9 protein-coding genes are annotated in these 13,892 nt (G+C 42.8%); 6 read left to right on the top strand and 3 right to left on the bottom strand.

The window, feature by feature from the left end; translation table 11 throughout:
* Positions 1–67 precede the first annotated feature (67 nt).
* Together V7K56_RS26855 and V7K56_RS26850 are read left to right on the top strand one after the other, a co-directional pair.
* Positions 68–2,407: a CHASE2 domain-containing protein gene (locus V7K56_RS26855; RefSeq protein ID WP_334915346.1), complete on the top strand. Its 2,340-nt coding sequence runs from the start codon at positions 68–70 to the stop codon at positions 2,405–2,407.
* Positions 2,408–2,483: 76 nt separating this feature from the next.
* Entirely contained in the window at positions 2,484–3,266 is a 783-nt protein-coding gene (locus V7K56_RS26850; RefSeq protein WP_334915344.1) for a DUF928 domain-containing protein, read from the top strand.
* A 78-nt stretch (positions 3,267–3,344) separates the two neighbouring features.
* Here the strand turns inward: V7K56_RS26850 and V7K56_RS26845 are convergent, their stop codons facing one another.
* On the bottom strand, positions 3,345–5,450 hold the full coding sequence (locus V7K56_RS26845; protein ID WP_334915342.1) for a M3 family metallopeptidase: 2,106 nt from the start codon (positions 5,448–5,450) through the stop codon (positions 3,345–3,347).
* A 262-nt stretch (positions 5,451–5,712) separates the two neighbouring features.
* Here V7K56_RS26845 and V7K56_RS26840 point away from each other — a divergent pair, with 262 nt between their 5' ends.
* From V7K56_RS26840 to V7K56_RS26830, 3 genes are all read left to right on the top strand, one after another.
* Positions 5,713–6,363 (top strand): Uma2 family endonuclease, encoded by a 651-nt coding sequence (locus V7K56_RS26840; RefSeq protein WP_334915340.1) that lies wholly within the window; start codon positions 5,713–5,715, stop codon positions 6,361–6,363.
* 578 nt (positions 6,364–6,941) lie between these two features.
* Positions 6,942–7,895, top strand: coding sequence for a hypothetical protein (locus V7K56_RS26835; protein ID WP_334915338.1), 954 nt, complete (start codon positions 6,942–6,944; stop codon positions 7,893–7,895).
* Positions 7,896–8,181: 286 nt separating this feature from the next.
* Positions 8,182–9,639: an alpha-amylase gene (locus V7K56_RS26830; protein ID WP_334915335.1), complete on the top strand. Its 1,458-nt coding sequence runs from the start codon at positions 8,182–8,184 to the stop codon at positions 9,637–9,639.
* Between the two features lie 578 nt (positions 9,640–10,217).
* Here V7K56_RS26830 and V7K56_RS26825 read toward each other — a convergent pair.
* Both V7K56_RS26825 and V7K56_RS26820 read right to left on the bottom strand, forming a co-directional pair.
* A complete protein-coding gene (locus V7K56_RS26825; protein WP_334915333.1) occupies positions 10,218–11,615 on the bottom strand; it encodes an ATP-binding protein in 1,398 nt (465 codons plus the stop codon).
* A gap of 269 nt (positions 11,616–11,884) precedes the next feature.
* Positions 11,885–12,901, bottom strand: a complete 1,017-nt coding sequence (locus V7K56_RS26820; protein WP_334915331.1) for a FecCD family ABC transporter permease — start codon at positions 12,899–12,901, stop codon at positions 11,885–11,887.
* A gap of 172 nt (positions 12,902–13,073) precedes the next feature.
* Here V7K56_RS26820 and V7K56_RS26815 point away from each other — a divergent pair, with 172 nt between their 5' ends.
* Positions 13,074–13,853 carry a cysteine hydrolase family protein gene (locus V7K56_RS26815; RefSeq protein ID WP_334915329.1) on the top strand — a complete coding sequence of 260 codons (780 nt, stop codon included), beginning with the start codon at positions 13,074–13,076 and terminating at the stop codon, positions 13,851–13,853.
* The last annotated feature ends 39 nt before the right edge of the window (positions 13,854–13,892 follow it).

Raw genomic sequence — 13,892 nt, 5'->3', positions numbered from 1 at the left:
CGCATGTGGGACTTGCAATCGGACATTAGAACAGGGCACGATCTTGCACAGGAAGATAGCGACGATTATGGGTAAATTAGTGGCGATCAAATTTGGAGAAGGTAGTTTTGAGCAGGGGTTTGCTGTCACCCTCCAAATTGGTGAAGAACACGAGCGTGCTGCAACAGAAATCACTGGGAGGCTACCTTCATTCCCGGAAATGCCGCTCTATTATAGTCATTGGCAGTCTAGTTATCGGCAGATAGGCAATCGTTATCGCCTCCATGCTGAGCAAATGCAGGTGACGAATGTATCGATGGTTCAAGACTGCGAAAACGCTTCTCATATTTTGCGGGCACGCTTTAATACCTGGCTGCGAACAGAAGAGTTTCGCCCTTTGAGGGAAAAATGGTTAGAAAGATTATCATCGAGCGACGAAGTACGGGTGATTCTGCAAACAGAAAATAGCCAATTGCAGCTATTACCCTGGCATCTGTGGGACTTGTTAGAACGCTATCCCAAAGCTGAAATTGCCCTTTCTTCACCATCTTACGATCGCATTCACAAGCCACGCACTCTCAATCAATTAGTCAATATTTTGGCAATTGTGGGCAATAGTAAGGGGATTGACACCCAAGCCGATCAAGCTTTACTGCAACAGTGTAGTAATGCAGAGGTGAGCTTTTTGGTAGAACCAGAACGTAAGGACTTGACTGAGCATCTCTGGGGAAAAAACTGGGATATTCTTTTCTTTGCCGGACACAGTTCCAGTCAAGGAAGTGGCGAAAGCGGACGAATTTACCTGAATAGAACCGATAGTCTTACCATTGGCGAGTTAAAGTACGCTCTTAAGAAAGCTATTGAAAATGGTTTGCAATTAGCTATATTCAACTCTTGTGATGGATTGGGATTGGCGCGAGAATTAGCTGATTTGCAAATTCCTCAAATGATCGTCATGCGCGAACCCGTCCCAGACCAGGTTGCCAAGGAGTTTTTAAAGTATTTTCTCCAAGGCTTTGCTGGTGGCGAGTCTTTGTATCAAGCGGTACGCCAAGCGCGGGAACGTTTGCAAGGACTTGAGGATAGATTTCCTTGTGCAACTTGGCTACCAGTGATTTGCCAAAATCCGGCGCAGATTCCACCAACTTGGGATGAATTAAGGTCTGCAAAATCTGAAGATGAAGATGAAGTAAATTTACCTTTATCTAACAGACGCAGATTTAAAAGAATTTTGTTATCCAGCTTGGCAGTTACAGCTTTGGTTTTTGGGGTGAGATTGGTGGGATTGCTGGAAAATCTAGAGATTCAAGCCTTTGACCTAATGATGCGATCGCGCCCCGCAGAAGGACTCGATCCTCGACTGTTGATCATTACAATTGACGATGACGATCTGGCTACTCAAAGACAAAATGGCGAGTCCTTGATTGGAGCTTCTATTTCTGAAAAATCTCTCAATAAACTCTTAGCAAAACTGAATCAGTACCAACCCCGCGCGATCGGCTTAGATATCTACCGTGATTTTAAGGCCAAAGAGCCAGATTTAATTACTCGTCTCCAGCAAACTCAGAACTTAGTTGGCGTATGCAAGGGGAGCGATCGCTCAGGAAATATCAAAGGTATTAAGCCGCCACCAGAAATCCCCCCAGAAAATCTGGGATTCAGTGACTTTATTCACGATCGCGATGGAGTTATTCGTCGGCATCTTCTGTTCATGAATCAGGAGACGACATCATCGTGTTTTACTCCATATTCCTTCAGTTTACAACTAGCATCCCTTTATCTGCGCCCTTCAGGAATTCAAACAAAGTTCACTCTTGAAGGAAATTTGCAGTTGGGTAAGACTATTTTTCCGAATCTGAAGTCTCGTACTGCTGGCTATCAAAATATTGATGCTAATGGCGGTCAAATCTTACTCAACTATCGTTCTTCAAAAAAAATAGCCGAACAGGTAACGCTAACAGAATTTTTATCTAGTCCGGTTAACCCTAACGTCATCAAAAACCGGATTGTTTTGATTGGTGTGACTGCAAAGGGGGATTCTCCAGACACCTGGCCGACACCTTATGGCATTCCTTTAGACGAGCAAATGCCGGGAGTACTGGTACAAGCTCACATGGTCAGCCAGATCCTTGGTGCAGTCCAAGATGGACGACCGTTACTGCGGGCTTGGTCATGGTGGGCGGAGGTCGCCTGGATTTGGGGCTGGTCTTTGCTCGGGGGAGTCCTGGTTTGGCGCAAGCTTTCGTTACCCTGGTTGGCATTAGCAATCGGTGTTACTTCTAGCGTTTTGTATGTAGTTTGCTTTGGTCTGTTAATTTCAGGTGCTTGGGTACCTTTTTTACCGTCGGCTTTATCGCTTGTAGCTATGGCGAGTTTGATGTCAATTTATAATCATTCAAAAACAAAAGTCCGGGCGGGGAATCGGTAACTAAAGGAGATGAGGCGGAATAACTAATGTCTAATGTCCAATCTAAAATCCTAAAATCGTATGAGGTCAGGTTTCTATGAATTTAAATTCACAACCGATAAAACTGTTTTTAGTAGTAGCTTTTAGTTGTACAAGTTTATTAGTTAGCCTGACTCCAATACTGGCAAAACCAACTCCTAATCGCTCTGACGCTAAAACAACCTTTACTCAACCTCCAATTCCACCTGGTTCACCTCCTGGAGGTCGCGTTCGTGGTGGAGCAAAGCGCGGGGAACCTGCATGTCCTACATCTAAAATTGACTTGACTGCTTTAGTACCCTTTACTCAGGAAGCTAACTCTGTAATTAATGTCTGGGGACAAACAACAGTAGAACATCCAAGTTGGTTTTTCTATGTGCCATATACTAAAGATTCGCCATATATAGTTGAATTTGTGTTGCAAGATCCAGACGCTAACAAGGTATACAAAAAAGCGATCGCTCTACCGGATAAGCCCGGAATCGTCCGCGTTTCTTTGCCTAGCACTGCTCCCGGTTTAGCAGTAGGCCAACAATACCGCTGGTTTTTCACCATTAACTGTGACAAGCAACAGAATGCTCCCCCAACTTTTGTTGAAGGGGTAATAAAACGAGTTAACCTCAGTCAAGCAACAGTCAAACAACTAGAAACGGCAGAACCTCTAAAGCGCTATGCTATCTATGCCCAAAATGGGATATGGTACGAGGCACTGACGACGTTGGCTGAACTGCGTCAAAAAAATCCTCAAGATCCAGCACTGAAAGCAGAGTGGCGAAATTTGTTAGGCAGCATCCGCTTGGATGATGTTGCCGAAGAACCCATTCTTCTAGGAACACCTTAAACTAGGAAAATAATATTTAGTTAAGCCAATATTTGATAGTAGAGACATTGCAATGCAACATCTCTACATCGGTGTTGTTTAGTTTGCAGCAGCACTTACTAAACCATTATGCCTGAGCAAAGCGATCGTACTTGGTTCGCGACCCCGGAAAGTTTTAAACACCTCCATTGGATGCTTGCTACCACCGAGTGCTAGCACCGTATCCCGATAACGCATACCTGTAGCTTTTATTGCTTCTTCATTTTCTAGCCCAGCTTCTTCAAAAGCGGCAAAGGCGTCAGCACTCAGTACTTCAGCCCATTTGTAACTGTAGTAACCTGCTGCATAACCACCCTCAAAAATGTGCCCAAAAGAACATAATATTGAATCTTCTGGAAGTGGTGGTAAAATAGTAGTAGTCTTGGCTATACGATGACGCACATCTGCTGGAGTTTCATTGCTACCGGAACGATAGCGGTAGTGTAGTTCTAAATCAACACTGCTAAGGTGAATTTGGCGTAACATACCAGTACCACTCATATAATTACGCGCCGCTAGCAGCTTTTGATAATAATGCTCTGGCAGAGCTTCTCCAGTTTCGTAATGTTTAGCCATGCCAAACAAAGTGGGTCGCTCATAACACCAGTTCTCCATAAATTGACTGGGTAGTTCCACTGCATCCCATTCCACATTATTGATGCCTGCGGCTCCAACATAGTCAACCTTGGTGAGCATGTGGTGCAATCCATGACCAAACTCGTGGAACAAAGTCTCCACTTCATAGAAAGTCATCAAACTCGGCTTGCCATCTACTGGGGGAGTTTGGTTACATATCAAATAAGCCACAGGCAACCGGATGGCAGTTGCACCATTTTCAGTTTTGGCACGATTGATGCATACATCCATCCAAGCACCACCGCGTTTTTCTGCTGGACGGCTATAAGGGTCTAAGTAAAAGTAGGCTATGGGAGAACCAGTTTCATCAGCTATTTGGAAATAACGGACATCCTCATGCCATACTGGGGCTTGACCATCAACAGGGGTTACTGTAACACCAAATAGCCGCTTAACAAGCCCAAACAAGCCATCTAGCACTTGGGGAAGGGGAAAATAGGGACGTAATTCTTCAACGGTAAAGGCAAATTTTGCTTCTCGTTGGCGTTCTGCCCAAAAGCTGATGTCCCAATGTTTTAAATTTTGATATTCTTCTCCATAAGATGCAGCAAAAGCTTGGAGTTCTTTTAAGTCTTTGACAGCAGCATCATAACTGGCTTGGCGTAGTTCTTCTAATAATGCTTCGACTGCTTCAACATTAGGAGCCATTTTACTTGCAAGGCTCAACTCGGCAAAACTTTTAAAGCCAAGTATCTCTGCGAGTTCTTGCCGTAACTCCAAAATACGCACAATTAACGGATTATTATCTAAATCGCCGCTAGAAGCGCGAGTGATATGAGCTTTGTAGAGCTTTTCACGCAAATCTCGACGGGTGCTGTGTTGCATGAAAGGGCCGTAACTGGGGAAGTCTAAAGTAATGCGCCAAGGGCCATTTTCTGGTGTGGCATTCTCTTCTCCTCCTGCTCGTGCAGCTTGGGCGGCTAAACTCACCAAACTTGGTGGTAAACCGTCAATTTCTGCTTTTGTTGTCAGGGTTAAGCTAAAGTCTTTCGTGGCATCAAGTACATGGTTAGAGAATTGAGTAGAAAGTTCTGCCAACTCCATCTGAATGGCGTTGAAACGCTCTCTTGCTTCTCCTTTTAAGCCAACACCAGAAAGTTCTGCATCTCGAATGGCTGCTTCTACAATCCGTTGTTGGGCTAATTCTAAACTTGCCCAATTATCGCTGCTACGGAGTGCCTTAAAAGCATTGTAGATGGGTTGGCTTTGACCGAGTTTGTTGATAAATTGTACAACTAGTGGCTGGACGATTTCATGAGCTTCGCGCAGTTCCGGGCTATTTTTAACACCCATTAAATGATTTACCGTCCCCCAACTCCAGGTAAGCTGTTCTGTCAGCTTTTCTAAGGGTTCTACTAAACCACTCCAAGTCGGCTGTACACTAGCCTCTAAGGTGGCAAGTTGCTGATCAAGTTCTGCTAGCAACTGATTGAAGGCTGGTACTACTTGTTCTGGTTTAATCTCTGTAAAGGAAGGTAAACCAGTGCCTTGGAGTAAGGGATTATCGGAAATAATGGTACTTGCACTCATGATTTTGTGTGAACTGCGAACGGAAAAAAATCATTGTTGATTTTTATTTATATATCTTCTAATGTAACGATCGCTGTGCTATTTAGTCTTGTCATTCTGGCAAAAATGCAAAAAATGTGAGAGTTACTTACAAAATTATTTTGATACAGCTATTTTGTTTGGTTTGTGAAGGATAGCTGACAGGCGATAGTCCCAGAAATATTAGCGAAAGTTTCTAAGATAACATAATCATGCACCCATCCTCTCAACCAGGTGGCTAATTATGACTAGCCTCTTACCCAGTTCTCAATCAACAGAAGTTTTTTATCCAAGCTCAGATGGTGAACCATTGGCAGAAAGTTATGTTCATTTATATGCTCTACTGGTAACTTTAGAAGTATTGAGGCAATATTTGCTGGGTCGGCAAGCAACGGTTTTGAGTAACCAGTTTCTCTATTATGCTCAGGGTTTTCCGAGGTTACGGGTAGCTCCAGATGTAATGGTGATTTTTAATGTCACTCCTGGAGGTCGGGATAATTACAAAATATGGGAAGAGGGACAAGTGCCTGTAGTAATCTTTGAAATGACTTCGGAGGGCACTAAAAACCAGGATACTGGTTTCAAAAAGACGCTGTATGAGCAGTTAGGGGTATTGGAATACTGGTTATTTGACCTCAAGGGAGAGTGGATTAAGGAGCAATTACAAGGGTATCGGCTGCGAGGCGAGGTGTATGAGCCAATTACAGATAGTCGATGTGAACCTTTGCAGCTGCGTTTGCAAATAGAGGGACAACTGATTGGTTTTTATCGAGAAGACACTGGAGAAAAGTTGCTGATTCCAGAGGAGTTGGCACAGACACTCAAACAGGAAAGATTGGCGAGGGAACAAGCTCAAGAGCAAGCAAGACAAGCACAGTCGCAGGTGGAAGGTTGAAAGAACAATTGTGTAGACGCGTTCGCGTTGGCGAAGCCTCTCGAAGAGAAGCGTCTCGAAGAGAAGCGGCTTGTCGTTAGACATCGCTTGGCGTTGACCCTGATACTATTTAGCCATAGAGCAAGCGATCGCATATCGTCGGTACTTCGCATGAGGAACAGAGTGTATTTACCTATCTTATGACTAAAGGCGATCGCCAAAAGACACGCTTGCGTACTATGTCAAAACAACTAACTCGTCTGTCAGCATGGGCATTAAGTAGGTCAGTGTGAATATTTATTGTTGGGATGAGGCAGGAGGCAGAAGGGAAGAGGGTTTGAGTCTATTTTATTTTTCTTAACATAGTTTGGTTTTCCCATATCGTTCTACTTACCTTGAAAGTGCAGTTTCAGCCCAAGAATTCCGCATTTTCAAGGTGTGGAAGCGTACAACAAGTTACCTGAGCATCAGCGAGTGTCCTTACCAAACCAAAAAAGAAGCTTCATATTTCCATATTTATGATATTATTTGGCAACTCATCTTTTTACTCGTAAAATCGAAGACAAGATCGAGGTCAGTAAAAAAGAGTCCCTAAATTAATGAATACGTTAATCAGTCAGGGTGGAAGAGCTATCACTAAATTTCAGGTGGTAGACCGGATAAACGATATCGCTTGGCAAGCTCACCAAGGGAGCGTTGCGGCGATTATTCAGTTATTGAACGAAAAGCTAGCCCACTCTTGTGTCAGAACTAGAGCCATTTTTTCTGATGGTGTCTTACAAATTCTGTGCGAGGCAGCTAAAGTAGAGCAACTTGAGCAATCTCCTTTAGTAGAACAAATCCAGCAAATTCTTGAGTCTATCGCCCCGCGTTACATTCGCCGTGTCAAGATCAACAGTCGGATTGTTCGAGAACAACAATTGCTGTGGTTAAAAGAAATAGATAGCGATCGCGAGAATCAATTGCTTTGGTCACAGGAAATTACACTAATTCAGCCCAATATTGTCAAGCAATTAATTAAAGATATCACAGAAGCTCAAGCTGAATTAGGAAAACCAAATTATCCTAAAACTCAAGTCTCTCGTTCTTTAGTACTCATTAACAAAGAAAAATCCAAAAATAAACCTAAAACAAAGATATTAGCAGCAGCTGGTTTATGCTCACTGTTGTTGCTTAGTTGGGTTGTTTATGCCCAGCTAGGTAATATGAGAAATCTGATACAACCAGAAACTTCCAAATCTTTAACTACAGAAAATACTAACGACAGGAAAGCCCAAACACCATCTCACTCTCCTAACAATAGCTTTTCTGAGCCATCTGACGATCCATTTCAAATATCTGTGCGAATTGCCAACCAAGCTTCTGCATCTGGTAAAACAGCTACAACCTCAACTCAGTGGTTAGAGATTGCTGCTAAGTGGCAACGGGCTTCAGATTTAATGAGTACTGTACCAAAAACCCACAGCCGTTATCAAGAAGCTAAGATTCGTACTCAACTTTATAAAAAATACAGTGAGGCGGCACAGAAAGAAGCTGATAAGAGCAAATCTTAGTTTTTTTTGATTGGAAAACTCGATTATTGATTAGTATTTTAGCAGTGGTGAATAGATTATTTATTTTACTTCTCTCACTTCACCCAAGCGCGTAAAACGAATTTCAATGTCAAGGCAAATCAGCAATTATCCCGTCCCAGTAATTCGTAATAGCTCTTTGTGAAGTCGTCATTGAAACCTAAATAAATTCGGGAGAAGTTAGGATGTGTTACAAAAGTAACATATCCTAGCATCAGAGATTTCTGACAGAAATCTGTAAAATCAAAGATTCAACAAAGGCGATCGCATGACCAACGGCGTAATAATGCAGTATTACCATTGGTACATCTCCAATGATGGTACATTATGGGACAAGCTGGATAAAACAGCCAATGAGCTAGCTGATGCAGGCTTCACTGCCTTATGGCTGCCGCCAGCTTATAAAGGCAGTGGTGGAACATGGGATGTTGGATACGCAGTCTACGATTTGTTTGATTTGGGTGAGTTCGACCAAAAAAATACTGTTCGGACAAAATATGGAACACGCGAGCAATACTTAGGTGCGATTAAAACGGCACAGCGTGCAGGTATTCAAATCTATGCCGATGTGGTTTTTAACCACAAAGATGGTGGGGATGAAATAGAACGCATCTGGGCCCAAGAAATGGATTGGAATGACCGCAACCGTCCAGTCAGCGATTGGTACGAAATTGGAGCTTATACAAAGTTCAATTTTTCTGGTCGTGGAGATAAATACTCCAGTATGAAATGGTATTGGTGGTGCTTTGATTCATTATCATACAATGTCGATACCAAAAGTACAGACAAACTCTACCGCCTTAAAGATAAACATTTTGAGACAGAAGTTAGCCACGAACATGGCAACTACGATTATTTAATGGCGAATGACCTGGATACAGGTAATGACCTCGTGCGCGGTGAGTTGATGTATTGGGGGCGTTGGTTTGTTGATACTACTGGTGTAGATGGCTTTCGGATTGACGCTGTTAAACATATCCGTTCCACTTTTTTCCGTGATTGGTTAAATCACCTGCGAGTTCATTTTGGTGGACGGGAACTGTTTAGCGTTGGTGAGTACTGGTCTCAAGATATCGATACCTTACACAGTTATATTGCTTCTAGTGATGGGCGTTTGTCGTTATTTGATGTGCCTCTACATTTCAAGTTTCACCAAGCTAGTCGCCAGGGTAGTAGTTTCGATCTGCGATCAATTTTTGATAGAACCCTAGTTAAAGAACAACCTGCCCTAGCTGTTACCTTTGTTGAAAACCATGATACCCAACCTTGTCAATCCCTAGAGTCGCCTGTTGAACCTTGGTTTAAGCCCTTAGCCTATGCACTAATCTTACTGCGTCGCGAAGGCTATCCTTGCGTTTTCTATGCAGATTATTACGGGGCACAATATCAAGATAAAGGACGTGACAATACCCTTTACTCTCACCGTTTTTTGATTGACAAGTTCTTGAAGGCACGTAGGGAATACGGTTTTGGCGACCAGCATGATTACTTTGACCATCCCAATACTATCGGTTGGACGCGCTTGGGTAATACGGAACATCCGGGTGCAATGGCTGTAGTGCTTACCAATAGCGCACCAGGGAACAAGTGGATGAATATGTTCCGACCCAATCAGGAATTTTACGATGCGACGAGAAATATAAACGATATCATTCACACCAATAACGATGGATGGGGAAATTTCCCATGTCCAGGTGGTTCAATATCGGTCTGGCTGCAAAAATAGTTTAAATAGAAAACTAAGGTTAAAGAGGTAGATAGTAAGGAGTTTTTTCCACTATCCACCTCTTTGACAATAGAATTCAACGTAAAATGGAGCAAAATTTTCAATAGGATTACGGAATTGCAATGACATCGCTTGAAGTTATAATCATCAGAACACAAACTGGCTGCGTTCACTGAATTTTTTACTTTATCAACTCCAAGCAATAAATTTGAAAACAGCCAAATAATTAAAGCTATTAAGGAGATAATTTAACATGAGCGAGAATAATAATTCACAACCTAAAACAAATAAACCACAACCTCCTAAGACAATAGGAAAACCACCTAAGACTGAATTCATTAACTCCGAACAACAGCCCAAAACACCAAAATTATTGGATATTAATTGACTAGGAGTAATCCTAATACTACTCGGTTAAGAAAATTTGTAGGTTGGGTTGAAGAAAGTGAAATCCAACAAAGCCATGAAAATGTTGGGTATAAGAAACTAGAAGTCTAACAGAAATATTCACATTGCTACTAGATTTTGGGAACCATTGGTTCCCATTTTTTTCATCTCTAATCCCATTGCTTATTGATTCATTGATTCGATAAGGGCAAGCAAATAGTGAAACAAGTTTTACCTGGCTGCGACTCGAATGAAAGCGTACCGTGATGACGATTTTCTACAATCCGGCGAACGGTTTCTAAACCAAGTCCTGAACCATGCCCCACTGATTTGGTGGTGAAAAAAGGTTCAAAAATGCGGGTTTTAATTTCAGGTAGAATTCCACTGCCAGAATCGATAATGTCAATATGAGCATAGCGATCGCAATGGTGTGTTGTAATTTCCAGCAGTCCTTTACCATCCATTGCATCAATGGCGTTGTCAATTAAGTTCGTCCACACTTGATTGAGTTCACTACCATAGGCAAGAATTTTCGGAATATGTTGATCGTAATTGCGTTGCACTTGCACACCGTACTTGAGTTTATGAGCAAACAATCGCAAGGTATCTTCTAAGCCTTGATGTATATTTACTTCTTGCTGAGTGCCTTGATCGAGGTAAGAATAAGACTTCATCGCTTGCACAAGTTCGGAAATCCTTTCAGATCCTCGCAAACCATGTTTAATCATTGACATGACTTCAAAGGAAAGCGCTAACCAGTGTAATCCCATTTCTCGCAATTCCGTGTTGTCGTTGCGCCAACGTTCCATGAGTTGTTCCAGGGTTTCAACCTCAACACCACCTTCTGCTAAAGGTTCTGCTAATTTCCAGGCTTGGTTTACACCATAGTCTTCTAACCATTCCAGCAATATAGATTCGCGATCGCTTAGTGTTACCGGATCTAGGCGATTATTCAAAATCGCATCATGTCCTAGATCGCGTACTTTTAACCAGTGTTGAGTATGGGCTTCCTCAACATTGCGTTGCCCATAAACTAAGTTCATTCTTTGTAACTCTAGGATGGCGGCTGGCATTTCTTTTAAAGTCCGAACCAGGGCTGCGGCTGGGTTATTGAGTTCATGAGCTAGACCGGCGGCAAGTGTCCCTAAAGCTGCCATCTTTTCCCGCCCACGAATAAAAGACTCTAGCCCCCGGACACGACGTTGCATAATTCGGAAGACCATCCGCTCAAAATCACGACATTCATGCAACAGCTTGCGGAAGTCTTCTCCCTCCATTTCATAGATGAGGCAATTTGTCAATGCCCGCATTGTCACAGGTGCAGGTTCATCTGTGAGTATTGGAATTTCACCAAAATAGGATGGGGCTTCGTGTTGCCCGATAGGAATTTCAACTCCTTCACTGCGGCGGGTGATGTTGATTTTACCTTTAACTAAGATAAATAAGCGACATATAGGGTCTCCCTCATGGGACAACACATCTCCGGCAGAAAGTTCAACTGTCTGAGTGCGATCGCAAACCCACTGCAATCGCTCTTTGGGAAGTTGTTGAAATGGGTCTAAGTTGATTAATTCCTCAACACATAACATCAATTAACCTCCTTAAGGGGGCAGGGGGGATAAGATCAATTCAAAATTCAAAATTCAAAATTAAGAAAGCTAGACAGAACAAAGGTATGTCCGTATGCATCTGTCGCATTTTTTTTTAATTGGGATAAGAAAGTAGGATTATACAGGTGTGTTTTTCTATAAAGAATTGTGGCTAAAATAGTTGAAAAAGACTTTAATCTACAGTTTATCAGAATTTGTGGAAAACCCGATCCGTTTATACGGGGGGGGATGGATAGCGGTCTGATAGCTCAAAATTTATTAAACCCAGTAGAACGACGATAAAGTAACCAGATAAATAGGGGTGAACCCAGCAAGGCAGTGACGGAACCTACTGGTAGCTCTATTGTTCCTAGTCTAGAGAGTAAATCCGCAAAAGTGAGTAACCATGCACCTGCAAGGGCGGAAAGTGGTAAAACAAAGCGATGATTTGTACCAACAATCAGGCGGACACCGTGAGGAACAACAAGACCAACAAATCCAACCAAGCCACTGATACTGACTGCACCTGCGGCTAATAGAGTGGCGACACCACCAATTAACAGGCGCGATCGCGTCAATGAAAGCCCTAAACTCACAGCTAAATCATCTCCCAAAGCCAGTACGTTTAGCGATCGCCCCAGCAAGCATCCCCCGATCAATGCAACGATGATATAAGGTGCAGGCGTAGCAATTTCTTGCCAACCCCGTCCATTAAGACTACCAATTAGGAAACTGAGCGCAATTTGAATTTGCCCATCTTCAGCTAAAAGCAGCAATGTACTTTGTACAGCACCAAATAAAGAACTCACCGCCACTCCGCCTAAAATCAACCGCTCAACAGAAATTCCCGGTCCCGAACGACCCAGTAAAATTACGATGGCGGCAGTTAAAATTGCTCCTATCCATGCTGCTAAGGGAATTGCGATCGGGAATATGTGGCAGACAATCATCAGAATTACAAATAGTCCCGCACCCGCTGAAATGCCCAAAATAAATGGATCGGCAAGACTATTACGTAACATTCCTTGCAGTAGTGCTCCTGACATTCCCAAAGCTGCGCCAACAATGATCGCAGCCGTAATGCGCGGCAGACGTAAATCCCAGAGAATTGTCTGTTTAACCGGATCGCCTTTGTGGAGAATGGCTTGCCAAAATTCCGATATATTTAAAGGTACTGCTCCTTGAGAAAGCGACAGTGCTAGTGTTACTACCAGTGCTGTACCAAAAAGTAAAACAGCCCAAAATACGCGGTGTTCAGTAAAAATTGTTTGAAATGGTTTAGTCATGGTGGTTTATCCATTTTTGCGCTCTTGCTGCGTTTTCTTCACTTCTGTGACTTCGTATTCAATGACTGGCTTACCGTTAACACCCAGGAACATTTAACCTTGATTAAGTAATTGTATTTTGACTTGAATTTCAAGTTACAAAATAGAAAATGGTGTTGGGTACTGGAATTTTATGAATTTACCATTACGGACATTGGGAGTTGCACCAAATGCGTGGACAGTGAATGATGCGATCGCAGATATCACTCGTCTTCAAAAGACCCCACAACCCGTTATCTTACCAACAGAAACTAAAACCCTGCGCCTAGATTTGGCAAAAACTGCTATCCTCGTCATTGATATGCAAAATGACTTCTGTCATCCTGATGGCTGGTTAGCGCATATCGGTGTAGACGTAACTCCAGCGCGTCAGCCTATTGAACCTTTGAACAACTTACTTCCAGAACTACGTGAGGTTGGTGTTCCAGTTATTTGGGTAAATTGGGGAAATCGTCCCGACTTGCTCAATATTAGTGCTAGTTCGCGCCACGTCTATAATCCCACTGGGGAAGGTGTGGGATTGGGCGATCCACTACCAAGCAATGGTGCTAGAGTACTCATGGCAGGTAGTTGGGCTGCGGCAGTAGTGGACGAACTAGAACAGATTCCCGAAGATATTCGTGTGGACAAATATCGCATGAGTGGTTTTTGGGATACACCCTTAGATAGTATCTTGCGGAATCTGGGAAGGACAACATTATTTTTTGCTGGTGTTAATGCCGATCAATGTGTACTAACCACGTTATGTGATGCCAACTTTTTAGGATATGACTGCGTGTTGGTTAAAGATTGCACCGCTACCACTTCTCCTGAATATTGTTGGCAGGCGACATTGTATAATGTTAAACAATGCTTCGGTTTTGTCACTAACTCACAAGGAATTTTAACAGCGCTGCAAAAGAGTGAGGAGTAGGAGAAACGCGATTAATCGCGTCTGTACAGGAGATTTTGT

Source organism: Nostoc sp., assembly GCF_036917535.1.
Lineage (GTDB): Bacteria > Cyanobacteriota > Cyanobacteriia > Cyanobacteriales > Nostocaceae > Nostoc.
This window is presented reverse-complemented; position numbering and strand designations above follow the sequence as displayed.